This is a genomic window from Variovorax xiamenensis (assembly GCF_050916385.1).
Taxonomy (GTDB): Bacteria; Pseudomonadota; Gammaproteobacteria; order Burkholderiales; family Burkholderiaceae_C; genus Variovorax.
In genome coordinates, this window is record NZ_CP139038.1 from 984,300 (window position 1) to 1,010,073 (window position 25,774).

The following is a 25,774-nucleotide window of genomic DNA, read 5'->3' on the forward strand; positions in this document are numbered from 1 at the left end:
ATCTTCATGGTGCCGAGGCCGCGGCGGCGGCCTTGGCGGCGCTGTCCTGCGCCTTGCGCGCGAACTCGGCGCGCAGCGCCTTGAGCTTCTCGCGCGGGTCTTCCTTGGTGGTGGCCTTGTCCAGGCCCATCTCTGCGATGAAGCGGCTCGGTATGCAGGGCACCATCTCGCGGCCCTGCTTGCGCTTCTTGGTCCAGCTCACGGCCAGGCTGCGCTGCGCGCGGGTGATGCCCACGTACATCAGGCGGCGTTCTTCCTGCAGGCGCTGCAGCGTGTCCTCGCTCACCTGCTGCTGGCGGCCGTTGTCGTCGTCGAGCTTGAAGGGCAGCAGGCCCTCGCTCACGCCGATGAGCATGACGTGCGGCCATTCGAGGCCCTTGGAGGCATGCAGCGTGGAGAGCGTGACCATGTCCTGGTCCTGCTCGCGCTCGCTGATGGTCGACAGCAGCGAGATGGTCTGCGCCACCTCGAGCAGGCTCTTGCGCTCGCTCTCGATGCCGCCGCTGTCGGCGCCCGAGGTGTCGTCGAGCGTGCCGCCGGCGCGCTGCGACATCCAGTCGACGAACTCCAGCACGTTGGTCCAGCGCGAGGCCGCCGCGGCTTCGCTGTCCTCGCCGTCGTACAGGTGCTTCTCGTAGTCGATCTCCTTCAGCCAGTCGAGCATGAAGGTGCGCGAGTCTTCCGCGCCCATGGTGCGGCGCGCGCGGTATTCGAGGTCGTTGATGTAGCGGCCGAACTCGTGGATGCCCTCCAGCGTGCGCTTGGGCATCACGCTGGGCAGCGAGGGGCTGAAGAGCGCCTCGAACAGGCTCAGCTTGTACTGGCTCGCGAAGGTGCCGAGGCTGGCGAGCGTGGTGTGGCCGATGCCGCGCTTGGGCGTGGTGATGGCGCGCAGGAACGCCGGGTCGTCGTCGTTGTTGACCCACAGGCGGAACCAGCCGCACAGGTCCTTGATCTCGGCGCGGTCGAAGAAGCTCTGGCCGCCCGAGACCTTGTACGGGATCTGCGCTTTCCGCAGCGCCTGCTCGAAAACGCGCGCCTGGTGGTTGGCGCGGTAAAGAATGGCGAAGTCGCGGTACTCCTTGTACTGCTTGCCCTGCGTGATGGCCTCGCCCGCGCGGATGCTCACGATGCGCGCCACCGCGCGCTCGGCCTCGTGCACCTCGCTGTCGGCATCGACGATGCGCACCGGCTCGCCTTCGCCGAGCTCGGAGAACAGCGTCTTCGGAAAGAGCTTGGGGTTGGGGCCGATCACGTTGTTGGCCGCGCGCAGGATGGCGCTGGTGGAGCGGTAGTTCTGCTCCAGCTTGATGACCTTGAGCGCAGGGTAGTCCACCGGCAGCTTGCGCAGGTTGTCCAGCGTGGCGCCGCGCCAGCCGTAGATGGACTGGTCGTCGTCGCCCACGGCCGTGAAGTGGCCGCGCTCGCCGGCCAGGGCCCTGAGCACGTCGTACTGCGTGGCGTTGGTGTCCTGGTATTCGTCCACCAGGATGTGGCCCATCATCGCCTGCCACTTGGCGCGCACTTCGGGAAACTCGTAGAGCAGCTTCAGCGGCATGCCGATGAGGTCGTCGAAGTCCACGCTCTGGTAGGCCAGCAGCCGCTCTTCATAGCGGGCCATGATCTTCGCGGTGATGCGCTCGTTGTCGTCGGCGGCCTGGGCCTCGGCCTGAGCCGAGTTCAGGCCCATGTTCTTCCACTTGCTGATGGTCCACTGCCAGATGCGGGCGGTGGCCGCGTCGGTGGTGCCGCCCGCGTCCTTCAGGATCTTCGTCACGTCGTCGGCGTCGAGGATGCTGAACGCGTTCTTCAGGCCCAGCACGCCGCCGTCCTCGCGCATCATGCGCACGCCCAGCGCGTGGAAGGTGCACACAACGACCTTGCGCGCGTCCTTGCCGATCAGGTCCTTGGCGCGCTCGCGCATCTCGGCGGCGGCCTTGTTGGTGAAGGTGATGGCCGCGATGCGCTGCGGCTGGATGCCCGACTGGATGAGCCGGCCGATCTTGTGCGTGATCACGCGCGTCTTGCCCGAGCCCGCGCCGGCAAGAACCAGGCAGGGACCGCTCATGTAGTTGACCGCTTCGAGCTGTGCGGGATTGAGACCGTGAGACATGGGAGAAAAAGAGAACCTGAAGAGGCCGTGAAGAACGCCGTTGGGAACGGCTGGCGCAAAGCAAAGCGGCCAATGATACGGGGGCGGCCCCCGCCGGGTTTGTAGGCCGGGCACTCCGATGCGGCCGCGCGGGCCGGCAAACGACAATGCAGCGGTGCTGCCTGTATTCCTTGTTACTTTCCCTTTCTTCGCGCTGATCGCGGCCGGCTATGGCGCGGCGCGCGCCCGCATCCTGCCGCTGGACGCCATTCCCGGCCTCAACACCTTCGTGCTGTATTTCGCGCTGCCGTGCATGCTGCTGCGTTTCGGCGCGGGCACGCCCATCGGGCAGCTGCTGGACGGCAGCGTTGCACTGATATGGGGCATCTGCGCGCTGGCCGTGGTGGCGGGCGTGGTGGCGTTCACGCGGAATGCGCGCGTGGGCTGGAACGACGCGGCCTTCGGCGCGCTGGTGGCCGCCTTTCCGAACACCGGCTTCATGGGCGTGCCGCTGCTGGTGGCCATTCTTGGCGCGCAGGCGGCGGGGCCGATCATCATCACGATCGCGTTCGACCTCGTCGTCACTTCCTCGCTGTGCATCGCGCTGTCGCGGCTCGACGGGGCCGGTGGCGCCGGGCGGCACGGCGCCATGCTGGCCGCGCGCAAGGCGCTGCGCGGCATCGTGGTCAACCCGATGCCGTGGTCGATCCTGCTGGGCGTGCTGCTGTCGGCCGCGCGCTGGCCGCTGCCGGGGCCTATCGAGCGCACCATCGCCATGCTGGCCGACGCGGCCTCGCCGGTGGCGCTCTTCACCATCGGCGCCGTGCTGGCCCGCTCGGCGCTGCTGGCGCGCGAGCACGACGCCAGCGCGGCCGTGGCCGAGGCCATGGGCGCCACCGGGCGCATGCCGGCGGCCAAGGCGCCCTGGAGCGACGTGCTGCCGGTGGTCGCGGTGAAGCTGCTCGTGCATCCGCTGCTGGTGTGGGGCCTGGGGCTGGGCGCCATGGCGGCGGGGCTGCCGCTCTCGCACGCGGCGCTCGTCACCATCGTGCTGGTCGCTGCGCTGCCGAGCGCGAGCAACGTGTCGATGCTGGCCGAGCGCTTCGGCGCGGACAACGGGCGCATCGCCCGCATCATCCTGTGGACGACGGTGATCGCCTTCCTGAGCTTCCCGCTCGCGGTGAGCGGGCTACGGGGTTAGCACGCCGAGCTTGAACGGGTCGGCATCGGCCAGGCGCTCGCACTTCGAGAAATCGCGGCCTTGGGTGCCGTCGCAGTAGTACGTGTTGTAGATGCGGCCGAAGAGCGTGGGGCTCGCGGTGAAGAGCACCCCGTGGTCGGGCTGCCAGTTGTCCTTGGCGGTGGGCGGGGCGCTGGCCTCGATGGGCTTGGCGGCGGAAGGAGCCGATGCGGCCGATGCCGATGTGGGCGTGAACTCGGCCAGCGTCTTGTGGGCCTCGTCGCCGCGCCAGCGCACCGCCAGTTCGGCGGCGGTGGGGCGCTGCGCCACGGGCAGCAGGATGCCGTTGACCTGCAGGCCGTAGCCGAAGCGGTGGGTCTTGCCGGCCAGGAAGGCGTAGGCGCAGGCCGCCATGCACTGGCCGCGCACCTCGGTCTGCACGCCGCTCGCGCGGATGGCGTCGGCGAAGGCGCCGGCCGCTTCGGCGGTGCCGCCGAAGGAGTCCTCGAAAACCACGGTATGGATTGTTCCGCTGCCCAGCTGCTCGGTGAATTCCTTGAGCATGGTGCCGTCGAGCATGCCCGACACGACGAGGCGGCTGCCCTGCAGTTCCAGATCGGCCGCCGGGGCGGACGGCACGGCGGCGGCGAGCGCGAGGCCGGTGAGGCACGATGCCAGCGAGAGGGACCAACCAGGACAAGACGGCGGTTTCACGGCGACCTACCTTTGCAACCAGTGAGCGAGGCAGTTTGGAGTGGGCGATCCCCGGCGGGTTCGCGTCTTTACAGCTTGAGCAGCGCCGGGGTGTGCCGTCAACTCTTTTTTCACAAATTTGCGGTAGTTCTGGGCATGTCGTAAGACATAGCTACCCGCTACCACTTCAGATGAATGCTTGGGTTTGCAGATGCGCTGCTACAGTGCTTCCAAGTCAAAGATGTGAATGGGGCGCGCGATGGCAATTCTGGTTCGCATCCTTTTATGGCTGGCCTGGCTCTCTGCCGTCGGCTGGTTCTGGCATGCCGGCAAGTTCGGCACCGCCACCGCGATCGCACTCGCGGCGCTGAGCCTCGTGGTGTTCGCATGGCCCGTGAGCGTCGCGCGGCGCAGGCACAACGAGCTGCGCTACGTGGACATGGGCAAGGAGCCCACCGGCTACCACTGAGAACCGCGGTCTGCGGGCGGGCCCCGGGCCCAGGCGCGGCGGCCCGTATTCAGATGCTGTGCGGATCGACGTCGACCAGCCAGCGGATCACACCCTTGCCCTCCGGCGTGCGCCGCAGTTCGTGCAGCAGCGGCTGCCATGCCGACAGCAGCTTCTGCAGCGCGGCGCGCGAGGGGCTCTCGATCAGCATCTGCGCGCGCTCCACGTTCGCCACGCGCTGGATCGCCAGCGGCACCGCCGGATAGCGCGTGACGATGTCCGCGCCCGGCAGCGCCTCGGCCTGGTCGGCCGCCGTGTTCAGGAAGCCCTGCGCCACCGCCTGCTCGCGCGCGTCGGCCCGCAGCAGCGCCTGGAACGCGAAGGGCGGCATGCCGGCGGCGCGGCGCTCGTCGAGCTGCTGCGCGGCGAAGGCGGTGTAGTCGTGCTTGCGCAGCGCCATGAAGAGCGGGTGCTGCGCGTGGTGCGTCTGTATCCACATCTCGGCCGTCGCGCCCTGCGCGGCGAGGTACGCGGCGTCGCGGCCCGCGCGGCCGGCCGACTGCATCAGCAGGCTGAAGAGGCGCTCCGGCGCGCGGAAGTCGCTGGAGAACAGGGCGCCGTCGGGGTTCACCGCGGCCACCAGCGTGATGCGGCGGAAGTCGTGGCCCTTGGCGATCATCTGCGTGCCCACCAGCACGTCGACCTCGCCCGCGTGCACTGCCGCGAGCTGCGATTCGAGTGCGCCCTGCTTCTTGGTGCTGTCGGCGTCGATGCGCGCGATGCGCACGGCGCTGCCGTCGGGCCGCTTCACGGAAGAGAACAGTTCCGCCAGGTGCTCCTCGAGCCGCTCGGTGCCGCGGCCCACCGGCGCGATGTCGGGGTTGCCGCAGGCCGGGCAGGCGCGCGGCACGCGCTCGGTGAAGCCGCAGTGGTGGCAGCGCAGCGTACGGTCGATCTTGTGGAACACGCGATACGCGCTGCAGTGCGGGCACTCGCTCTTCCAGCCGCAGTCGCCGCAGGCCAGCACCGGCGCATAGCCGCGCCGGTTGAGAAAGATCATGCTCTGCTCGCCGCGCGCGATGCGCTTGCCGATGGCGTCGAGCAGCACACCCGAGATCACCGTCTTCGGCGGCTGCAGGTTCATGTCGACCAGCCGCACGGCAGGCAGCTCGCCCGCGCCGATGCGCGAGGGCATGGCCAGCCGCACGTAGCGCCCGCCCGGGTCTTCGCCTTCGGCCGGGCGGCTCTGGTGCCAGCTTTCCAGCGACGGCGTGGCCGAGCCCAGGAGCACCTTGGCCTTTTCGCGCTGGCCGCGCCACACGGCGAGGTCGCGCGCCGAGTAGCGCGCGCCTTCCTGCTGCTTGTAGCTGGGGTCGTGCTCCTCGTCGACCACGATGAGCTTGAGCGCCGGGATCGACGCGAACACCGCCATGCGCGTGCCCAGCACGATGCGCGCCGCGCCGCTGTGCGCCGCCAGCCAGCTCGCCAGGCGCTGCGGGTTGGTCATGCCGCTGTGCAGCGAGACGACGGCCTCGTCGCCGAAGCGGGCCTTGAAGCGGGCCTCGAGCTGCGGCGTGAGGTTGATCTCGGGCACCATCACCAGCGCCTGGGCCTCGGGCTCGCGCGCGAGCAGGTCGGCCACGCAGCGCAGGTACACCTCGGTCTTGCCACTGCCGGTGCTGCCGACCAGAAGGAAGGTGCCCGACTCTGCCTCGATGCGCGCCAGCACGGCCGTCTGCTCGGCGCTCAGCGCGACCGGGTTCGCGGATTCGGTCGTCTCGGCCACCGGCCCCGCCGCGCTCTTGCGCTTGAGGCGGCGAGCCAGTTGCGCCGTCGACAGGTCGCGCAACTGCGGCGGCAGCGCGGCCAGCGCGATCTCGCCGATCGAGCGCTGGTAATAGCGCGCCGCAAAGGCGACGAGGTCACGCCAGCCTTCGCCCAGCGGTGCCAGCGCGTCGAGCGCCGCGCCCACGGGCTTCAGCGCCATGTCGGGCTCCGCGCCTTCCAGCGAGACCGGCTCGTTCCAGACCACGCCCAGCACCTCGCGCTTGCCCAGGGGCACGCGAACCAGCGTGCCGGGCGGCATCGGCTCGGCGCTGGCGTAGCTCAGCAGGTCGCCGAGCGCGGCGTGCGCGGGCGTCTGCACGGCAATGTCGAGCCGCCAGGGCAGCGCCGCGGGGGCACCGTTCGTCGGATCGAGGGCCTCGTCGAGTGGGAGGCGGGCGGTGGAGATGGGGCGGTCCTTCTTGGAGAGGTTTGTTAAAAAGACTTTGAGCAAGGGCGCTTAAGTCGTTGATTTTTCAGCGCTTTGGCCCTCGTCCAGAGTTTCTGTGGATAACTTTGTTGACAAGCAGGCTGGACTCGCTGCCAAGCCTTGAAAATCAAGGCTCTGGCTGGATTGCCCGGAAAAAAAGCAAAGTTCAAATCCTATATAAATCAACGACTTAGCTTTGCTATCTCTTTGGAAGCAAGGAAGATGGGTAACCCGGAAATCTTGCGCACTGCAACACGTGTTTTGTGCATAAGTGCGGTTGCATATACCGTTTTTGCGCTTGACAAACGGCTGCGGGCCGATTTTCCGGGGGCCGCCGCCGCTGCGTCAGCCCGTTTCCGCGGATAACAGTCTCAACGGCGCATTGCCCGCGACCTGGCGTGCACCGCCTCCACCAGCGCCGCCACGTGCTCCGGCGGCGTGAACTGGCTGATGCCGTGGCCCAGGTTGAAGATGTGCGTCGGGCCCTGGGTGGCGCGGTCGGTGTGCGGCTTGCCGAAGGCGTCGAGCACCTTAGCCACCTCGGCCTCGATCTGTGCAGGCGGCGCGAACAGCACGTTCGGATCGATGTTGCCCTGCAGCGCCTTGGCCTTGCCGTCCGTGCCTTCAGCGATCTGGCGGCGCGCGGCGCCCAGGTTCACGGTCCAGTCCACGCCCAGCACCTGGCAGTCGAGTTCGCGCATGGCGTCGAGCCACAGGCCGCCGCCCTTGGTGAACACGATGCGCGGCACCGGCTGTCCGTCGGCGCCGTTGCGCTTCAGGCCGGCCAGCACGCGGGCGGTGTAGGCGAGGCTGAATTCCTGGAACGCGCCGTCGGCCAGCACGCCGCCCCAGCTGTCGAAAATCATCACGGCCTGCGCGCCGGCGTCGATCTGGGCGTTGAGATACGCGGCCACCGAATCGGCGTTGACCGCGAGGATGCGGTGCATCAGGTCGGGGCGGCCGTAGAGCATGCTCTTGACGAGGCGGTAGTCGCTGGAGCCCGCGCCTTCCACCATGTAGCAGGCCAGCGTCCACGGGCTGCCCGAGAAGCCGATCAGCGGCACGCGGCCGTTCAGCGCCTTGCGGATCGAGGCCACGGCGTCGAACACGTAGCGCAGCTTCTCCATGTCGGGCACTTCGAGCGCGGCCACCGCCGCCTCGTCGCGCACCGGGCGCGCGAAGCGCGGGCCCTCGCCGGCCTCGAAGGACAGGCCCAGGCCCATGGCGTCGGGCACGGTCAGGATGTCGGAGAAAAGAATGGCCGCGTCGAGCGGATAGCGCTCCAGCGGCTGCAGCGTGACCTCGGTGGCGTAGCCGGTGTTGGTGGCCAGCCCCATGAAGCTGCCCGCCTTCGCGCGGGTGGCCACGTACTCCGGCAGGTAGCGGCCGGCCTGGCGCATCAGCCAGACGGGCGTGTGGTCGGTGGCCTGGCGCCAGCAGGCCCGCAGGAAAGTGTCGTTTTGCAATGGGGCGAAAGGCATTTCCCGATTGTCGCAGGCGCCCCCGCATTGACCGACAGCGCATTTTGAGTTGCACCAACCTGCCCCGGTGATCCAAGGCGCGCCGCAGCGCCGAGCATCCGCCCGGAACAACAAATCCGGACAGAACATGGCGCAACAGGTTTTCGACTTCGTGGTGGTGGGAGCCGGCTCGGCCGGCTGCGTGCTGGCGCACAGGCTGGTGCAGGCGGGCCGCAGCGTGCTGCTGCTGGAGGCCGGCCCGCCCGACGACGACCGCTTCATCCACATGCCCGCCACCTTCGTGCGCGTGATCGGCACCGAGCGCACCTGGGCCTACGAGAGCGAGCCGCAGAGCGCCGCGGCCGGCCGCAGGATGTTCGTGCCGCAGGGCCGCACCCTGGGCGGCGGCAGCTCGGTCAACGCCATGGTCTACATCCGCGGCACGCCCGCCGACTACGACGGCTGGCAGGCGCAGGGCTGCGAAGGCTGGGGCTGGCGCGACGTGCTGCCGTGGTTTCGCAAGGCCGAGGCCAACGCGCGCTTCGCCTGCGGCCTGCACGGCACCAACGGGCCGCTGAAGGTGAGCGACACGCGCTTCCGGCACCCGCTGAGCCTGGCCTTCCTGCGCGCCGCGCAGCAGAGCGGCCTGGCCTACAACGACGACTTCAACGGCGCCGAACAGGCGGGCGTGGGCTTCTATCAAACGACCACCTTCGAAGGCCGCCGCGCCAGCACCGCGGCCACCTACCTCGCGGCCGTGCGCGGCAACCCGAAGCTCACCGTGGTCACCGGTGCCCACGTGACGCGCGTGCTGACGCAGGACGGCGCCGCCACCGGCGTGGTCTACCGAACGGGTGCGCGCGGCACTGGCGAGGACATGGTGGTCACGGCCAGCCAGGAAGTGATTCTTTCGGCCGGCGCGCTGGCATCGCCCAAGCTGCTGATGCTCTCGGGCATCGGCCCCAGCGCGCAGCTGCAGTCGCTAGGCATTGCGGTGGCGCGCGACCTGCCCGGCGTGGGCGAGAACTTCCAGGACCACCTGGAGGTTTCGGTCTACGGCCGCACGCGCGAGCCGATCAGCCTGCTGGGCAACGACCGCGGGCTCACGGCGCTCAAGCACGGCCTGCAATGGACGCTCTTCAACACCGGCCTGCTCACCTCGAACGTGGTCGAGAGCGGCGGCTTCGTCGACACCACCGGCGAGGGCCGGCCCGACCTGCAGTTCCACGTGCTGCCGGTGCTGGTGGGCGACGTCGACCGCGAGCCGCTGGCCGGCCACGGCATCTCGATCAACCCCTGCTTCCTTCGACCGAATTCGCGCGGCAGCGTGCGGCTGCGCAGCGCCGACCCGATGGCGCCGATCCTGTTCGACGGCGGCTATCTGCAGGCACAGGAAGACGTCGCCACGCTGGTGCGCGGCGTGAAACTCGCGCGCCGCATCCTGCGCGCGCCGGCGCTGCGCGAGCTGGTGTCGGAAGAGCTCGCGCCTTCGGCCGCCGAGGACCTGGCCGACGACGCCATCGAAGCCTACGTGCGCCAGCGCGCCAAGACCGTCTACCACCCGAGCGGCACCTGCCGCATGGGGCGCGACGAAATGGCCGTGGTCGATGCGCGCATGCGCGTGCACGGCATGAAGAAGCTGCGCGTGTGCGACGCCTCGGTGATGCCCTCGCTGGTCAGCGGCAATACCAACGCGCCCACGGTGATGCTGGCCGAGCGCTGCGCCGACTTTGCGCTGTCGGGCAATTGACTCTGCGCCTTCGGTCAATCGCGGATTCGCGCCGAAACCTAGAGTCGATCCCGACGAGAACAAGGAGACAGAGCGAATGAGTTCCACAGGAAATTCCATGGCCGGCAAGGTCGCGTTCATCACGGGCGGCGGTACCGGCATCGGCGCGGCGGTGGCCGCGCAGTTCGTCGCGGCGGGCGGCCGTGTCGTGCTGATGGGGCGGCGCCTCGCGCAGCTCGAGGCGGTCGCTTCGAAGCTCGGCGGGCTTGCCGTTGCGGGCGATGCTGCGAGCACCGACGACGTGCGGCGCGCGCTGGCCCAGGCGCGCGAAAAGTTCGGCCGCGTCGATGTGCTCGTCGCCAACGCGGGCGGCCACGGCATCGGCGATGCGCTCTCGACCGACGACGCATCGTGGGCGCTCTCGACGCGCCTGAACCTCGACACCGCCTTCGTCTGCGCGCGCGAACTGCTGCCGGAACTGATCGAGCGGCGCGGCAACATCGTCGTGCTGTCTTCGCTCGCCGGCCACTTCGCGGGGCCGGGCGTGGTCGGCTACGTGACGATGAAGCACGCGCTCATCGGCCTCGTGCGTTCGCTGGCGCGCGACTACGGCAGGCAGGGCGTGCGCGTGAACGCGGTATGCCCCGGCTGGGTGCGCACCGAGATGGCCGACGAGCAGATGCAGGTGCTCGTCGACAAGTACCGCCTGCCCGATGCCGACGCGGCCTACGACCTCGTCACGCGCGACGTGCCCATGGGCCGCGTCGCCAGCCCGGAGGACGTGGCGAACGCCGTGATGTTCCTCGCATCGCCGCTGGCCGCGATGGTCTCCGGCGGCTCGCTGATGGTCGATGGCGGCGCCTCCGCCGTGGACCTTCCCACCATCGCCTTCGCGCACGACGCCTGAGGAAGAACAACGTCATGAGCACCGACACCACCACCAAGCCCGCCGACTGGAAGACCTACGACCAGTTCGCGCTCGGCATCGCCACCAACCGCCAGCCCCCCACCGACGCGCTTGCCGGCCAGACGCTGGTGCTGGCCTTGCCCGGCTTCCGCCTCACGCTGAAGCCGCGCACGCAGCACACGCTGGGTTGGCGGGAAGAGGGCGCGCGCGGCGGACATGCACAGGCCGACTGGTACGAGGCCATCGAGGTCGCGCCCGACACCTTCTTCCTCGACATCACCCAGGCCAGCCGCCCCACCGAGGCGCTGACCGTTGTGCTCAACACGCGCACGCGCCGCGTGCTCGCCATCCGTTGCAGCATCGTCAGCGCCGAGGAAGCGGCGGGACAGCCACGCGTGCCGCAGGACTTCTGGCCCGGCACGCTCGAAGGCGACGCTGCCGCATCGGGCATCGAACCGCATGCCACGCGCGACCTCATCGGCCTGCGCACCTGGCAGATCTACAGCCCCAACCACACCTACGAGCACACCTACCTGAGCTCGGAGCGCTATGCCTGGCAGTGCCTGGTCGGCGTGCAGCGCGGCCACGGCGACGTCGACCTCGCGAGCTACTGGAAGTTCGACGACGGGCAGTACATCTTCACCTTCCGCGAGTTCCTGATTCCGGTCGCGTCGGTGTTCTTCTTCGACTTCGCGCAAGGCCGCTCGACCGGCAAGTTCCTCGGCGTCACCGGTGCCGGCGAAGTCGCCAACAACCCCGCGGGCGCCTTCATGCGCAAGGCCTCGCAGACCTTCTATCCGCCCGAGTTCGGGCCGGTCTGATCCCTTCCGTTCTTTTTCGCTGTCACACCCAGGAGCTTCACTTCATGCGCACGCCCCACCAGATCGTCGCCGACCACTACGCCGCCTCCGACCGCCAGGACCTCGAAGCCATGTTCGCCGACATCGCCGACGACGTGCAGTGGACCGAGATGGCCGGCTTCCCTTGCGCCGGCACGCACGTCGGCCCGGCGCAGGTCATCGAGAAGGTCTTCAAGGCGCTGGGCGCCGAGTGGGAGGGCTACCGCTTCGTGCTGGAGCGGCTGGTCGATGGCGGCGACACCGTGGTCGGCATCGGCGACTACCACGGCCGCAACCGCGCCACCGGCAAGACCATGCACGCGCGCGTCACCCATGTGTGGCAGGTGCAGGGCGGCAAGGTGCGGCGCTTCGAGCAGTTCACCGACACGCTGCTCGTGGCGCGGGCCATGCAGTGACGACGACTCCCTTCTTTTTCTTTTCAACGCATCGCCCCGGAGCCTCTTCATGAATCTGCGAGACCTGTCGATCGAACACCTCGGCCAGGTGGGCCTGCTGGCGCAGCGCCGGCGCGGCAACCACATCGACGGCCGCGAGGAAGCGCCCGTGAGCGGCAGCTATCTGCCCGTGGTCGACCCCGCCACCGAGATGACCGTGGCCGAGGCGCCCGACAGCGACGCGGCCGACGTGAACGCGGCCGTCGCCAGCGCGCGCCGCACCTTCGAGAGCGCCGCGTGGAAGTCGCTGCGACCGGCCGATCGCGAGCGCATGCTCTACACGCTGTCGACGCTGATCGAATCGCATGCCGACGAACTCAGCGCGCTCGAGACGCTGCAAAGCGGCAAGCTGCGCGGCATCGCGCGCATGGTCGACGTGGGCGCCGGCGCCGAGTTCGTGCGCTACATGGCGGGCTGGGCCACCAAGCTCGAAGGCCAGACGCTGGACAACTCCATCGGCATTCCGGGCCCGCAGTGGGTGACCTACACGCGGCGCGAGCCGGTGGGCGTGGTAGGCGCCATCGTGCCGTGGAACTTCCCGCTCGCCATCGCGCTGTGGAAGGTCGCGCCCGCGCTCGCGGCCGGCTGCACCGTGGTGCTCAAGCCTTCGGAAGAAACGCCGCTCACCGCGCTGCGGCTGGCTGAGCTGGCGATAGAAGCGGGCTTTCCGCCGGGGGCGCTCAACGTGGTGTGCGGGCGTGGTGCGACGGCCGGCGCGGCGCTCGCTGCGCATCCGGACATCCGCAAGATCAGCTTCACCGGATCGACCGGCGTGGGCCGGCTGATCGGCCATGCCGCCGTCGACAACATGGCGCGCTTCACGCTGGAGCTGGGCGGCAAGTCGCCGCTGATCGTGCTCGACGACGCCGACCCGGCCGCGGCGGCGCAGGGCGCGGCCAACGGCATCTTCTTTCACCAGGGGCAGGTGTGCACCGCGGGCTCGCGCGTGTACGTGCAGCGCGGCATCTTCGACAAGGTGGTGTCGCAGCTCGCGCAGGTGGCCGAGGGGCTGCACATCGGCTCGGGCTTCGATCCGCAGGCGCAGTTCGGCCCGCTGGTGTCGCGCCGCCACATGGACCGCGTGATGGCGCACATCGACGGCGCGGTGGCCGAGGGCGCGACGCTGGTCACCGGCGGCGGCCGCGCATTCGACGGCGGCTGCTTCGTGAAGCCCACGGTGTTCGTCGACGCGAAGCCCTCGATGCGCATCGTGCGCGAGGAAGTGTTCGGCCCGGTCGCGACGGTCGTGCCCTTCGACGACGTGGAAGACGCCATCCGCATGGCCAACGACAGCGCCTACGGCCTGGCGGCCAGCGTGTGGTCGAACAGCCTCTCGGCCGTGCACCGCATCGTGCCGCGCCTGCAGGCGGGCGTGGTCTGGGTCAACGCGCACAACGTGCTCGACAACGCGCTGCCGCTGGGCGGCGTGAAGCAGTCGGGCTACGGGCGCGACCTGGGGCGCGCGGCGGTCGAGAGCTTCACCGAGCTCAAGAGCGTGTGCATGGCGGTGTAGCCGCCGCAGTTCCGGTCACGAGAAAGAACAGGAGACATCCATCATGAAGAGACACCAGAAGAAGATCGCGCTGTCCGCATTCGTCGGCGCAATGGGCATCGCAGGCGCGGGCGGTGCATGGGCACAGTCGGGCCCCGACTGCGGCCTCAACACCGGCAAGCCCGCAACTGGCGAGCCCATTCCCATCGGCGCGGTGGTCGGCAAGACCGGGCCCGACGACTTCAGCGCCTCGGGCCAGGCGGCGGCCGCGTACTTCAAGTGCGTGAACGCCAACGGCGGCATCAACGGCCGCCTGATCGACTACATCGTGGTCGACGACCAATGGAACCCCGAGACCGCCGCGCAGGTCGCCTCCAAGCTCGTGAAGGACCGCAAGGTGGTCGCGCTCGCGGGCAGCACCAGCTTCGTGGAGTGCGGCGCCAATGCCAAGATGTACGCCGACGAGGGCGTGATGGTCATCGCCGGCACCGGCGTGCCGCGCGAATGCTTCAACGCGCGCAACTACGTGCCGGTGAACGCGGGGCCGCGCGTGTCGGCCACCATCGCCGCGATGTACGCCGCGCAGAAGTACAAGGCCAAGAAGATGGTCTGCATCATTCCGAACATCCCGAGCCTGGGCAACTGGGCCTGCGAGGGACCGAAGGAGTGGGGGAAAAAGAACGGCGTGGAGGTCGAGACCATCGCCATCGACCCGGGCTCGGCCGATGCTACTTCGACCATGCTGCAGGCGGCGGCCAAGAAGCCCGACACCATCATCATGAACGTGCCCAAGGGCATCCTGGTGCCCATGCTGGCCGCCGCCGAGCAGCAGAACATCGGCAAGAAGATCCACTTCGTCTCGGCCGCGCCGGCCTACAACGCCGACGTACCCAAGGCCATCGGGCCCTACTGGAAGGGCAACTTCGACGTCAACCTCGAATTCAACCCGCTCGAATCGGCCGGCCCGGACAACAAGAACTGGCTCGCGGTGATGGACAAGTACGGCGCGAAGAGCGACCCGCGCGACACCTTCTCGCAGGCCGGCTACCTGGCCGCGCGCATCGTGACGCAGGCGCTGCTGAAGATGGACCCGAAGAAGATCGACCGCGCGAGCGTGACCGACGCGCTGCGCAAGGTGAGCGACTTCAAGAGCGACATCCTCTGCAAGCCCTTCTACGTGGGCAGCGGCAACCGCCACAACGCCAACAACAGCGGCCCGGTCGCCAGCCCCGACGGCAACGGCTGGCGCTTCGCGCCCGGCGGATGCCTGACGGCGGAAGACCCGGAGCTGGTCGACATCCGCGCCGACGAGCAGAAGATGGGCCTGAAGTAGGCACGCCTTGCCATGGAGGAATACCTGCCCTTCGTCATCTCCGGCCTGGGCCTGGGCGCGGTCTATGCGCTCTCGGGCGTGGGGCTGGTGGTGCTCTATCGCTCGTCGGGCGTGCTGAACTTCGCGTTCGGTGCCATCGGCGCGATCGGCGCCTACGTGGCCTGGTCGATGCTCGAGGCCGACTGGCCGCAGGGCCTTGCGTGGTGCGCGGCCATCGTCACCTCGATGCTGCTGTCGCTGGCCTATGGCCGCCTGCTGGCGCCGCGCCTCTCGCACCGCGACCCGACCATCCGCAGCATCGCCACGCTGGGCTTTGCGCTGGTGGTGGTCGGCTTCACCGAGTGGTACTGGGGCGAGCAGCCGCGCCGGCTGGTGCTGCCGACCGATGCGGGCGCCATCGACTTCGTGCTCGGCGAGGTCGACGTGCGGCTCACCCACACGCGCGCGCTGGGGCTCGCGCTGGCCGTGCTGATGATGGGCGGCGTCGGCCTGCTGCTGTCGAAGACGCGCGTGGGCCTGAAGATGCGCGCGCTGGCCAACGATCGCGACCTGAGCGCGCTGCTGGGCATCCGTGTGCTCGGCGTTGACACGGTGGCCTGGGTGCTCAGCGGTGCCTTCGCTGGCGTGTGCGGCCTGCTGCTCGCGAACATCGTGCGGCTGCAGGCCACGCTGCTGACCTTCCTGGTGATTCCCGCATTCGCGGCGGCCATCATCGGGCGTCTGCATTCGCTGCCGGCCACGGTGGCGGGCGGCATCGCCATCGGCGTGCTGGAGGCGTTGGCGATCACGGTGCCTGGCTTCGCGTCTTTCCGCACGGCCACGCCGTTCCTGATCGCGCTGGCGATGATCGTGTTCTACCGCACGGGGACTCGGCAGGCATGAGCAGCGCTTCCTCGACCATTGCGGAAGCGATGCCGGTGCAGGAGGTGCTGCCGGCCTCGCTCGCCGAAGCCTCGCGCCGCGCGCGCATCTCGCTGGCGGTGATGGTGGGCAGCGTGCTGCTCATCGGCCTCGTGGTGCCGTGGCTGGCCAACGCCTACTGGATCAAGACGCTGACTTCATCGCTCGCGCTGTCGATCGCGGCGGCCGGCGTGGCGCTGCTCTACGGGCAACTCGGGCTGGTGTCGTTGTGCCAGTACGCGCTGCTCGGCGCGGGCGGCTGGATCGCGCTGCGCGCGGGGCACGGGCTGGGCTGGCCCTTCGAGCTGTCGGTGCTCGCGGGCGGGCTGCTGTCGTGCGCGGTGGGCATGCTCGCGGGGCTGCCGGCGCTGCGGCTCAAGGGGCTGTACCTGGCGCTCGTCACGATGATGATGGCGGGCGGCTTCCAGGTGGTCATCAACGTCACGGGCTTTCCTGACGGCGGCGCCGGCTGGCTGGGCCGCGTGTTCGGCAGCGAGCGGCTGATGATGCCCAGGCCCGCGCTGGCGTTGTCCGACGCGGCGTACTTCCGCTACGTGGCCGTGTGGCTGGCGGCGGTGCTGGTGCTGATCGAGCTGCACCGGCGCACGCGCGCCGGGCGCTCGTGGGCGCTGATCCGGCGCGGCGAGGCGGCGGCCGTGGCGGCAGGCGTGAGCATCCTGCGCTACCAGACCTGGGCCTTCGGCCTGGCCGGCTTCTGCGCTGGCGTGGCGGGCGCGCTGCTCGCGGGCGGCGTGGGCCAGCTCGACGGGCGCGCCTTCACCGCCGGCGATTCGGTGATGCTGTTCGCGCTCACGGTGGTGGGCGGGGTCTATCACTGGGCCGGTGCGCTGATCGCGGGGCTGCTGCTGCGGGCGGTGCCGGCGCTGCTCACGGACTTCGGCGTCAATGGCTACCTGGCGATGATCTTCTTCGGGGTGGCGCTGTTGCATGCACTCATCACAGCGCCGAGCGGCATTGCAGGGCAGTTGGCGGGGTTCATCGACGCGGTCCGCAAACGGCTCACGGGTGTGGGCAAGGACGCAGCGTCATGATCCGCATCAGCGATCTCACCGTCGCCTTCGGCGGCGTCAAGGCCATCGATGCGCTCACCGCCGAACTCGACGCACCGGTGTGCGGCCTCATCGGCCCCAACGGCGCGGGCAAGACCACGCTGGTCAACGTGCTCAGCGGCCTGGTGCTGCCGCGCAGCGGAACGGTCGCGGTGGATGGCGCCGACCTGCTGGGCCTCAAGCCCATCGAGCGCGTGCGCTTCGGCTTGCGCCGCTCGTTCCAGACCGAGCAGGTGGTGGAAGACCTGAGCGTGTGGGACAACGTGCGCGCCTTGCTCGACCATGTGCCGCATGCGCGCGGCGATGCGGTGGCGCAGGTCGCGCGCGCGCTGGCGCACACCGGCCTGCTCGACGTTGCCACGGTGCTCGGCCACCGGCTCAACCTGTTCCAGCGCCGCATGCTGGAGATCGCCAAGTCGCTGGTCGGCGCGCCCAAGCTGCTGCTGCTCGACGAGCCCGGCGCGGGCCTCACCGAGCAGGAGGCCGGTGCGCTGCGCCGCGTGATCGGCTCGGTGCACGCCTTCTGCGGCGCGCAGGTGCTGCTGATCGACCACGACGTCGACCTGATCGCCGCCACCTGCACGCAGACCCTGGTGCTCGACTTCGGCCGCCGCCTCGCGCTCGGCCCGACGCGCGAGGTGCTCGACGACCCGGCCGTGCGCAAGGCCTACCTCGGAACGGAGTGACAAGCACATCATGCTGAGCGTGAACGATCTGCGCCTGCAGCGCGGCGGCAAGGCCGTGCTGCACGGCATCGACCTGCAAGTGCCGCCCGGTGAAGTGACGGCGCTGTTGGGCGCCAACGGCGCGGGCAAGTCGAGCACGGTGATGGCCATCGGCGGCGCGCTACCGTTGACAGGTGGCCGCATCGAGGTCGAGGGAAATGCGCTGCACGGCCAGCGACCCGAGCGCGTGCGCGCGCTCGGCGTGGCGGTGGTGCCTGAGGGGCATCGCGTGCTCGGCGATCTCTCGGTGCTCGACAACTTGCGCGCAGCCGCCACTGCGTTGCCGGCGGCGCGCGTGGCCGACGCGGTGGAGCAGGTGCTCGCGGTGTTCCCCGAACTGTGCGTGAAGCTCGCGCTGCCCGCGCGTTCGCTCTCGGGCGGGCAGAAACAGATGGTCTGCATCGCGCAGGCGCTGATCGGCAAGCCGCGCTACCTGGCCATCGACGAGCTCTCGCTGGGGCTCGCGCCCACGGTGGTGAAGCGGCTGGTGGAGGTGGTGCAGCAGGTCGCGCGCGAAGGCGTGGGCGTGCTGCTGATCGAGCAGTTCACGACGGTGGCGCTCGCGGTGTCGAGCCGGGCCTACGTGCTGGAGCGCGGTCGCATGGCCTTCGCGGGGGCGTCGCAGGAACTGCGCAGCCGGCCGGAGATACTGCACAGCAGCTATCTCGCGGCGGCCTGAAGACTTTCCTTACTTCGGCGTGCCGCCCGGCTTGGGCAGGCTGTGAGGCTTGGCTTCGCGCGCCTCGGCGCGGGCCTCGCCGGCCTTCTCCGTCTTGCTGGGCGCCGGCACGGCCGAGCCCTCGCCGCGCGCGGTGCCTCCGTCCTTGATGCGTACCGCGCCGGGTTGCTTGTTGTTCTTCTTCGCTTCGGCGGCCGCCTGCGGCTTGCTGTCGAAGTCGGCCTCGGCTTCGGCGCTGTGGGCGTGCGGCTGTTGCGCGAAGGCGGTGGAGAAGAAGGCGAGGGTGCCGAGGGCGAGCAGGGTGCGTTTCACGAAAGGTTCCTTCCTGTTGAGTTGGTGGAACCGACTCTAGGAAGGCAGCCTGCCGGAGAAGCCGACGCCGCGATTACGCTTTCGTCATGTGCGGCACCGCGTACCGTGTCGCGGTCAATGGATCAGGCCATTCCGCACGGCATACAGGACAAGCTCGGCAGTGCTCGACACACCCAGCTTTTCCAGCAGATGCGCGCGATGGGTGCTGACGGTCTTCACGCTGATCAGCATCTCCTCTCCGATGTGCGTCAGCGACATTCCCTTGAGCAGCATCAGCATGATCTGGTGCTCGCGCGTCGTCAGCCGCTGGTGGGGTGGGCGCATGTCGATGCCCCGGCCCTGCTGGTGAATCTGCGACGCGAGCGCGCTGCTCACATACTGGCCGCCGCCGGCCACGAGGCGTATCGCGCCCATGAGCTCCGTCGGTTCCGAGTCCTTGGCGACGTAGCCGTTCGCCCCTTCGCGGATGGCCACCAGCGCGTACTGCGTTTCCGGATACATCGACAGCACGAGCACGGGAAGCCGCGGCCACCTGATCCGCAGCGACGCGAGCAGGTCGAGCCCGCTGCGGCCTTCGAGGTTGATGTCCAGGAGAACCAGGCTGAAGCGGCACTGCTGGAGCAGCTCGAGCGCCTGCGCGAAGTTGCTGGCCTGGCCGGCAACGCGGATGTCGCTCTCGTCCAGCATCAGCCGCTGCAGGCCCGAGCGGAATATCGCGTGGTCGTCAACGATCAGCAGGTCGATCATCCGGCGGCCTTCGGCTTTCAGAGCAAGGGAGCGCGCAGCTCCAGCCGCGTTCCATGGCCGGGCGTGGAATCGATGCGCAGGGAGCCTTCGATCTCCCGCGCCCGTTCGCTCATGCCGAGCAGACCGAGCGCGGGCCTGGGCAGCGATGCCGGGGCGAAGCCGTGGCCGTCGTCCTTCATCGAGAGCACGACTTCGTCTTCGATGGAAGCCAGGTGGACCTCGATCGATCCGGCCTGCGAGTGGCGTGCCACGTTGGTCAGCGCTTCGCTGAAGATCCGGTAGACCGCAAGCGCCCGTCTCGGCGAAAGGCGCACGGACATCTCCTGCGAGTGGACCTGGTGGGCAATGCCGTGGCGCTGGGAAAATTCCTGCAGATCGCGCTGCACCGCGACCGACAGGTCCAGATGATCGAGCGCGCTCGGACGCAAGGCCTCGGACATGCGCTTCACCGCGTCGATGGTTTCCTGCGTCAGCCCGAGGATGCCTCTGACCAGCTCGCGCGTCTCTTCGCTTTCGGTGCGCTTCAGCACCCGCGAAGCATCCATCTTGATCGACGTGAGCATGCCGCCCAGCACGTCGTGCATGTCGCGGGCGATGTCCTGCCGCTGCTCCTCCAGCTTCCGGGTCGTGTGCGCGGCGAGGTCCCGCAACTGCTCCTGGGATGCGCGAAGCTCCTGCTCGTTGCGCAGCTGCTGGGTGACATCCACGCCGACGCCCATGACCGCGGGCCGCCCGCGAAACGTCATGCGCGAGCCGTGCACCTCGATGTACACCGTGTGCCCGTCGCGATGCAGGCCGCGCGTGACGAACCGGAGGCTCGGCGGCGTGCCTGCCAGCCTCAGGTGATACAGCCTCAGCACCTCGGGAAGGAAGTCGGCGGGAACCGCTCGCGACAGGTGGACGCCGATGATCTCCGCGGGCGTGTATCCGATCAATGCCGCCCAGGTGGAGTTGGCATAGGCGAAGCACTCGTCCTGCAGTATGTAGATCCCGGCGAGCGACTGCTCGACGATCGCGTGGAAGGGGATGTCGGGCAGTGGTGGGTTCTGGGCCATGGAAGTGGCAGGTCGCTACTCGGGAGAGGGCGCGAGCCTACCTGGAGGTGATGTTGCCATCCAGCGTATATGCCTTGAAGAAGTCCCAGCTGATCTGCGAAGCATCGGGCCCCTTGGGGTCGCTGAAGGCCATGCCCGGCTTGCCGCCGCTCCAGGCATGGTTCATTCCTTCGATGGTGTACATCTGGACCAGGACCTTGCTGTTGTCGCTGCTCATGTAGGTCTCCTTTTTGTAGGCACGTTTCTCCGGAGTCTCGGCGATCGATTCCGTGCTGCTCGGCTTGTTGCGCTTGTACCCGTCGTCGTACGAAACCTGGCCTGCCGGATTCTGGTAGGGCACGGAGTCATTGTCCCTGGCATCGTCGGCGAGGTCGTTGGTCTGGACGAACTGCTGGGCCGCCTGCCTGCCGTTCTTCGGGTTGACCACGATGTCCGTGGTGCCGTGGAAGACGAGCATCGGCACCTGGCGGCGCAGCTTCCCGCCGCACTCCCAGGCGTCCTGGCCCCGCATGTCGGGGTCGAAGATGCTGCCGAACGGCAAGACCGCGATGTCGCTGACGGGGCCGGTGGCGGCCTTGTACATCCCTCCGGAATGGATCGCCGCGGCGGCGAAGACATCCGGGTAGCAGGCGGCCATGATGGCGGTCATGCCTCCTCCCGCGGAGATGCCCGCGACATACACGCGCTGGCGGTCCACGACGCTCCTGTAGGAAGTCATCACCTCCTGCAGGATCCCGTGGATCGCGCCGGCTTCGCCCGAGTTGCGCGCCTGGTTCTCTGGGTTGTAGAAGTTCCAGCATCCCATCGGGTTGCGCACGACCGGCTCCTTGGGATAGACGACGATGAAGCCTTCCCTGTCCGCGATGTCGTTCATGCGGCTGACCTCCGCCATGTTCTCCGGGTTCGAGGTGCAGCCGTGCAGCAGCAGGAGAACGGGCATCTTCGCTCCCGAAAGAACGCTGGCGCCGTAGCCGGAAGGCAGCCACACCTTGTACGTGTAGGTGTTCAGGAGAAAGGGCCACGATGCGACGAAGATTCCGTCCTTCCATTGGCCGGCTGGAGTTCCGGCGAAGCACAGCGACGCACACAACAAGGGAACGATCCGCAGCGCCTGGATGAGCGCGCGGGCTTTCTTGAAGAACATGGATTGCCTCCTGGGGTCTTGTGGATCGCAGGCTGCATGCAGCGCTGCGCCACGGATTTGACTGACCCGTCGGCACGGCTGCCATCGGAAGATTCTGATTGCGGCAGGGGGTTATCCCGTCCACCGAGGCGCACTTCCGCGGGTTCAGGGGCCCGGGGAGCCCGAAGGCCTGCTCCCGGTCGCGCCCTAGTGCGTCAGCATTGCCGACGCGGTGGTCTTCTCCGCCTCGCGCCGCTGGAACTCGCGCGGCGACACGCCGTACTGCGCCTTGAACGCGCGGCAGAAATGCGCGCTGCTGTTGAAGCCCCAGGCGAAGGCGATCTCCGACACCGACGCGCGCCGGCCCGCCGCGTTGCGCAGTGCCTCGCCGCAACGCTCCAGGCGCATCTGCCAGATGAAGCGGTCGAGCGTCTGGTCTTCGTCCTCGAACACGCGGTGCAGGTAGCGCTTGGAGCAGCGCAGCTGCTGCGCGATGAGGTCCAGCGACAGGGCCGGGTCGGCGAGGTGCGTGTGAACGAACTGCTTCACGCGCGCCTTGAGCACGCCCGGCACCGGGTGCGCGCCGAACTGTTCGTCGGAGTGCGTGGCCAGCGTGGAGGCCAGCAGGCCCAGCACCGTGTCGCTGACCGAACGGCCGACCGCGTTGGGCAGCGAGGGCAGCTGGTCGGCCAGCGAGGTGAGGAAGGAGCCGAGCACCGCGTAGAGCCCCTGCATCGCGGGCGTGTGCGCCTCGCAGGTGTGCAGGTCGGGAATCTTCATGCCCTTGAACTGCTGGCGCGGGATGGTGATGGCCAGCAGGCGCGAGCGCTCGGGGTTGGTGATGGCGTAGGGCACGCGCGGGTCGTACAGGCTCCAGTCGCCGGGGTGCAGGTGGAACTCGCGGTCGCGCTGCGAGATGTGGCCGTGGCCTTCGAGCTGCAGCACCAGCTTGTAGTGCTCGTCGAGTGCGATCTCGCTGCGCGTGTCGGGGCGCGCCACGCGGTGCGAGGGCGCCTCGATCATGAACATGCCCAGCGGGCCGAGCTCGTAGGCGTCCATGCGCGCGTCGAAGGTGCCTGCGTCCAGGCATTGCACGCTCAGCGCGCCGAAGTAGGAGGTGTTGATCCGGCCCCAGCAGGCCTGCCGGTCGGAGGGGTGTTCGAGCAGCGTGCTGAAGTGGAGTGCGTTCATGCCGTGGGTTCCCTGGAAGGCGCCCGGAAGCGCCTCCGCAGGATAGGCATGCGACGGCGCGACATCATCGGTGTTTCCACCCGGGGCACGGTGGGTGTTGCGCTCCCGGTCAATGCGCGGTGCGCGCTGGGTCAACGCACGGGCTTGCCGCCGAACGTGTCCGCCATGAGGCCGATGAGCCACTGCAGGGCCGGGTCGGCATCGTGCGCGGCCGTCCACAGCAGGGAGACCTCGTAAGCCGGTGTTTCGAAAGGCAACGGGCTCACCGCCAGCCCGAGCGCGTCGCGCCAGGTGGCGGCGGCGAAGGTGGGCACGGTGGTGATGGCGGGCATCTGCCGCACGATGAAGGGGCTGGTCGCGAAGTTGCGGCTCGAGAAGACGACCTTGCGCGTGTGGCCCTGCTCGCGCAGAAGGTCGTCGACGAGGCCGCTGAGGTCCGCGCTGAAGGAGGTGAGCAGGTGCGGGTGGCGCAGGTACTCGGCGAGCGTGATCTTCCTGCCGCGCACTTTCACGAGCGCCGGGTTGTAGACGCAGACGAAGTGCCAGCCGAAGAGCGCGCGCTGCCGGTGCCAAGTGGCGCAGTCGATGAAGACGCCCACCGCCAGTTCGATCTCTGCCGCATCGAGCATGGCTGGCGCGTTCGTGCGGTCGGCCTCGCGCGCGATCAGCCGCACGCCCGGCGCCTCTTCGGCAAGCCGCTGCATGAGACGCGGCATCAGCGCCACTTCGAGCGCGTCGCTCAAACCGATGCGGAACACGCGCTCGGCCTTCGCCGGGTCGAATGCCGGCCGCGCATGCAGCGCCTGCTGCAGCGACAGCAGCAGCGGCTCGATGACGCGCGCGAGTTCGAGCGCGCGCGGCGTCGGCGTCATGCCGTGCGAGGTGCGCACGAACAGTTCGTCGCCCAGCGCGGCGCGCAGGCGCTTGAGCGCCCCGCTCAGCGCAGGCTGGCCGATGAACAGGCGCTGTGCCGCGCGCGTGACGCTGCGTTCGTGCAGCAGCGCGTGGAACACCAGCAGCAGGTTCAGGTCGAGCCGCCTGAAATCACTTTCGTTGATGTATTCCATGGTTCCAAACGATTTGAATGATAGTGCCGCGCTCCCTAACCTGAGGTCTCTTTCAGCAGCATTCAAAGGAATCGACATGACCCAGCAGGAACAACAACAGACCGTGGTGGTGGTCGGCGGCTCGTCGGGCGTGGGGCTCGAGACCGTGCGGCGCATGGCGGCGACCGGCGCACGCGTGATCGCGACGGGGCGCGACAACGCCAAGCTGCAGGAGGCGATCGGCGGCCTCGGCCCCCAAGTGAGCGGCGCGGCCTTCGACGCCTGCGACCGCGGCGCGCTCGATGCCTTCTTCGAGAGCACAGGGCCCATCGACCACCTGGTGCTGACGCTCAGCGGCGGCGAGGGCGCGGGCGAGTTCACGCAGCTCGACCTGCAGTCGCTGCGCCGCGGCTTCGAGGCCAAGTTCTGGCCGCAGCTCGAGGCGGCGCAGGCCGGCGCGCGCGTGCTGCGCAAGGGCGGCAGCCTGACCTTCGTGACGGCGATTTCGGCGCGCAACTCGCTGCCCGGCACCGCGGGGCTGGCGGCGATCAACGGCGCGATCGAGTCAATGGTGGGCAGCCTGGCGCGCGAGCTGGCGCCGAGCCGCGTGAATGCGGTGTCGCCGGGCCTCGTCGACACGCCATGGTGGAACCGCGTGCCCGCCGCGATGAAGGACGACCTGTTCCGCCAGCAGGTCGAGACGCTGCCCGTCGGCCGCGTGGGCCGGCCGCAGGACGTGGCGCATGCGATCCAGTTCCTGATCGAGAACGGCTACACCACGGGCACCGTCATCGAGTGCGATGGAGGGCTGCGGCTGGTGTGAACCAGCGGCGCCGGCAGTACCCGAAAGTTCCCGGAACGGGGCATGCACGGGGCGGACATCGAAATGTTTTGTTGAAAAAACGGCGGCAGATACAGAGCGATACGCAGGGCCGGGCGAACGGCGGTGCCAGGGGCGACATTCGCACCTGTCAGCCCTTCCACCACGAACCAACCGATCATCAGGACAGCCCAATGACATCGTCGCTCCAACTGCCCCGCAGAACCTTCCTCGCAGCCGCCGCCCTCGGCGCCGCGGCCACCCAGCTCGCAGCGCTTACCCCGGCCTTCGCCCAGGCCGCCGGCGCGCCCCGGCGGCTCGAACCGCTCAAGAGCATCGATGCCGGCACGCTCAACATCGGCTACTACGAAGCGGGCCCGGCCGACGGCGCGCCGGTGATCCTGCTGCACGGCTGGCCCTACGACATCCACATGTTCGTCGACGTGGCGCCGGCGCTCGCGGCTGCGGGCTTCCGCGTCATCGTGCCGTACCTGCGCGGCTACGGCACCACGCGATTCCTCTCGGCCGACACGCCGCGCAACGGGCAGCAGTCGGTCGTCGCCGTCGACATCATCGCGCTGATGGATGCGCTGAAGATCCAGGTCGCCACCGTCGCCGGCTGCGACTGGGGCGCGCGCACCGCCTGCATCATGGCCGCGCTGTGGCCGCAGCGCGTGAAGGCGCTGGTTTCGGTCAGCGGCTACCTGATCGGCAGCCAGGAGGCCGGCAAGGTGCCGCTGCCGCCGCAGGCCGAGTTGCAGTGGTGGTACCAGTACTACTTCGCGACCGAGCGCGGCCGCGCGGGCTACGAGAAGAACCGCCACGACTTCGCCAAGCTCATCTGGCAGACCGCCTCGCCCAAGTGGAACTTCGACGCCGCCACCTTCGATCGCAGCGCCGTGGCGCTCGACAACCCCGACCATGTGGCCATCACGGTCCACAACTACCGCTGGCGCCTCGGCCTGGTGGAGGGCGAGGCCAAGTACCAGGCGCTCGAGGACCGGCTCGCCAAGGCGCCGGTGATCGGCGTGCCGACCATCACGCTCGAAGGCGACGCCAACGGTGCGCCGCACCCGGAGCCCAGCGCCTATGCGAAGAAGTTCTCGGGTCGCTACGAGCATCGGCTGGTCAGCGGCGGCATCGGCCACAACCTGCCGCAGGAAGCGCCCGAGGCCTTCACGAAGGCGGTGATCGACGCCGCGCGCGGCTGAGTCGACAAGGCCC

At 68.9% G+C, this 25,774-nt stretch carries 24 protein-coding genes and 1 pseudogene; 15 read left to right on the forward strand and 10 right to left on the reverse strand.

The annotated features are described in order from the left end of the window. Positions 1-4: 4 nt before the first annotated feature. Positions 5-2,113: an ATP-dependent helicase gene (locus tag SFB74_RS04160; protein ID WP_432729439.1), complete on the reverse strand. Its 2,109-nt coding sequence runs from the start codon at positions 2,111-2,113 to the stop codon at positions 5-7. A gap of 154 nt (positions 2,114-2,267) precedes the next feature. On the opposite strand from SFB74_RS04160, the gene SFB74_RS04165 reads away from it, so the two are divergent. After that, positions 2,268-3,293 carry an AEC family transporter gene (locus SFB74_RS04165; RefSeq protein ID WP_432729441.1) on the forward strand — a complete coding sequence of 342 codons (1,026 nt, stop codon included), beginning with the start codon at positions 2,268-2,270 and terminating at the stop codon, positions 3,291-3,293. Here the strand turns inward: SFB74_RS04165 and SFB74_RS04170 are convergent. Next, on the reverse strand, positions 3,282-3,986 hold the full coding sequence (locus tag SFB74_RS04170) for a hypothetical protein (protein ID WP_432729443.1): 705 nt from the start codon (positions 3,984-3,986) through the stop codon (positions 3,282-3,284). The genes SFB74_RS04165 and SFB74_RS04170 overlap by 12 nt on opposite strands. A gap of 238 nt (positions 3,987-4,224) precedes the next feature. Here SFB74_RS04170 and SFB74_RS04175 point away from each other — a divergent pair, with 238 nt between their 5' ends. Further along, the gene (locus SFB74_RS04175; protein WP_126021610.1) at positions 4,225-4,434 is read left to right on the forward strand and encodes a hypothetical protein; all 210 of its coding nucleotides are present in this window, start codon (positions 4,225-4,227) and stop codon (positions 4,432-4,434) included. 49 nt (positions 4,435-4,483) lie between these two features. Here SFB74_RS04175 and SFB74_RS04180 read toward each other — a convergent pair whose 3' ends face one another. Next, on the reverse strand, positions 4,484-6,583 hold the full coding sequence (locus SFB74_RS04180) for a primosomal protein N' (RefSeq protein WP_432731874.1): 2,100 nt from the start codon (positions 6,581-6,583) through the stop codon (positions 4,484-4,486). A 204-nt stretch (positions 6,584-6,787) separates the two neighbouring features. On the opposite strand from SFB74_RS04180, the gene SFB74_RS04185 reads away from it, so the two are divergent. Next, positions 6,788-7,033 carry a hypothetical protein gene (locus SFB74_RS04185; RefSeq protein WP_432729445.1) on the forward strand — a complete coding sequence of 82 codons (246 nt, stop codon included), beginning with the start codon at positions 6,788-6,790 and terminating at the stop codon, positions 7,031-7,033. Positions 7,034-7,038: 5 nt separating this feature from the next. Here SFB74_RS04185 and hemE read toward each other — a convergent pair whose 3' ends face one another. After that, positions 7,039-8,148, reverse strand: coding sequence for a uroporphyrinogen decarboxylase (gene hemE / locus SFB74_RS04190; RefSeq protein ID WP_432729447.1), 1,110 nt, complete (start codon positions 8,146-8,148; stop codon positions 7,039-7,041). 127 nt (positions 8,149-8,275) lie between these two features. Between hemE and SFB74_RS04195 the strand changes: the two are divergent. The 10 genes and pseudogenes from SFB74_RS04195 to SFB74_RS04240 form a co-directional block, all read left to right on the forward strand. Continuing rightward, positions 8,276-9,868: pseudogene (locus SFB74_RS04195) on the forward strand (GMC family oxidoreductase); the annotation flags it as partial. Positions 9,869-9,953: 85 nt separating this feature from the next. Then, positions 9,954-10,763 (forward strand): SDR family NAD(P)-dependent oxidoreductase, encoded by an 810-nt coding sequence (locus tag SFB74_RS04200; RefSeq protein WP_432729449.1) that lies wholly within the window; start codon positions 9,954-9,956, stop codon positions 10,761-10,763. Between the two features lie 14 nt (positions 10,764-10,777). Further along, positions 10,778-11,584: a MoaF C-terminal domain-containing protein gene (locus SFB74_RS04205; RefSeq protein ID WP_432729451.1), complete on the forward strand. Its 807-nt coding sequence runs from the start codon at positions 10,778-10,780 to the stop codon at positions 11,582-11,584. Between the two features lie 44 nt (positions 11,585-11,628). Beyond that, positions 11,629-12,018, forward strand: a complete 390-nt coding sequence (locus tag SFB74_RS04210; RefSeq protein ID WP_432729453.1) for a nuclear transport factor 2 family protein — start codon at positions 11,629-11,631, stop codon at positions 12,016-12,018. A 49-nt stretch (positions 12,019-12,067) separates the two neighbouring features. After that, the gene (locus SFB74_RS04215) at positions 12,068-13,570 is read left to right on the forward strand and encodes an aldehyde dehydrogenase family protein (RefSeq protein ID WP_432729455.1); all 1,503 of its coding nucleotides are present in this window, start codon (positions 12,068-12,070) and stop codon (positions 13,568-13,570) included. A 43-nt stretch (positions 13,571-13,613) separates the two neighbouring features. Then, the gene (locus tag SFB74_RS04220) at positions 13,614-14,882 is read left to right on the forward strand and encodes an ABC transporter substrate-binding protein (RefSeq protein WP_432729456.1); all 1,269 of its coding nucleotides are present in this window, start codon (positions 13,614-13,616) and stop codon (positions 14,880-14,882) included. Positions 14,883-14,894: 12 nt separating this feature from the next. Next, the gene (locus SFB74_RS04225; RefSeq protein WP_432729458.1) at positions 14,895-15,764 is read left to right on the forward strand and encodes a branched-chain amino acid ABC transporter permease; all 870 of its coding nucleotides are present in this window, start codon (positions 14,895-14,897) and stop codon (positions 15,762-15,764) included. After that, complete coding sequence (locus SFB74_RS04230; protein WP_432729460.1) at positions 15,761-16,834, forward strand: branched-chain amino acid ABC transporter permease; 1,074 nt, start codon at positions 15,761-15,763, stop codon at positions 16,832-16,834. Before SFB74_RS04225 ends, SFB74_RS04230 begins: the two co-directional genes overlap by 4 nt. Beyond that, positions 16,831-17,538, forward strand: a complete 708-nt coding sequence (locus SFB74_RS04235; RefSeq protein WP_237678501.1) for an ABC transporter ATP-binding protein — start codon at positions 16,831-16,833, stop codon at positions 17,536-17,538. The genes SFB74_RS04230 and SFB74_RS04235 overlap by 4 nt, the downstream gene beginning before the upstream one ends. Before the next feature lie 7 nt (positions 17,539-17,545). After that, entirely contained in the window at positions 17,546-18,256 is a 711-nt protein-coding gene (locus SFB74_RS04240; RefSeq protein ID WP_432731875.1) for an ABC transporter ATP-binding protein, read from the forward strand. 9 nt (positions 18,257-18,265) lie between these two features. Here SFB74_RS04240 and SFB74_RS04245 read toward each other — a convergent pair whose 3' ends face one another. From SFB74_RS04245 to SFB74_RS04270, 6 genes are all read right to left on the reverse strand, one after another. After that, positions 18,266-18,568 carry a hypothetical protein gene (locus tag SFB74_RS04245; protein ID WP_432729461.1) on the reverse strand — a complete coding sequence of 101 codons (303 nt, stop codon included), beginning with the start codon at positions 18,566-18,568 and terminating at the stop codon, positions 18,266-18,268. A gap of 114 nt (positions 18,569-18,682) precedes the next feature. Next, complete coding sequence (locus tag SFB74_RS04250) at positions 18,683-19,315, reverse strand: response regulator (protein ID WP_432729462.1); 633 nt, start codon at positions 19,313-19,315, stop codon at positions 18,683-18,685. Between the two features lie 17 nt (positions 19,316-19,332). Further along, complete coding sequence (locus SFB74_RS04255) at positions 19,333-20,370, reverse strand: PAS domain-containing sensor histidine kinase (protein WP_432729463.1); 1,038 nt, start codon at positions 20,368-20,370, stop codon at positions 19,333-19,335. Between the two features lie 37 nt (positions 20,371-20,407). Further along, positions 20,408-21,514: an extracellular catalytic domain type 1 short-chain-length polyhydroxyalkanoate depolymerase gene (locus SFB74_RS04260; protein ID WP_432729464.1), complete on the reverse strand. Its 1,107-nt coding sequence runs from the start codon at positions 21,512-21,514 to the stop codon at positions 20,408-20,410. A gap of 186 nt (positions 21,515-21,700) precedes the next feature. Next, the gene (locus tag SFB74_RS04265; RefSeq protein WP_432729465.1) at positions 21,701-22,684 is read right to left on the reverse strand and encodes a helix-turn-helix domain-containing protein; all 984 of its coding nucleotides are present in this window, start codon (positions 22,682-22,684) and stop codon (positions 21,701-21,703) included. A 131-nt stretch (positions 22,685-22,815) separates the two neighbouring features. Next, positions 22,816-23,751: a LysR family transcriptional regulator gene (locus SFB74_RS04270; RefSeq protein WP_432729467.1), complete on the reverse strand. Its 936-nt coding sequence runs from the start codon at positions 23,749-23,751 to the stop codon at positions 22,816-22,818. Positions 23,752-23,827: 76 nt separating this feature from the next. Between SFB74_RS04270 and SFB74_RS04275 the strand changes: the two genes are divergently transcribed. Then, positions 23,828-24,553 (forward strand): SDR family oxidoreductase, encoded by a 726-nt coding sequence (locus SFB74_RS04275; protein ID WP_432729468.1) that lies wholly within the window; start codon positions 23,828-23,830, stop codon positions 24,551-24,553. Between the two features lie 191 nt (positions 24,554-24,744). After that, positions 24,745-25,761: an alpha/beta fold hydrolase gene (locus tag SFB74_RS04280; RefSeq protein WP_432729469.1), complete on the forward strand. Its 1,017-nt coding sequence runs from the start codon at positions 24,745-24,747 to the stop codon at positions 25,759-25,761. Positions 25,762-25,774: the final 13 nt, after the last annotated feature.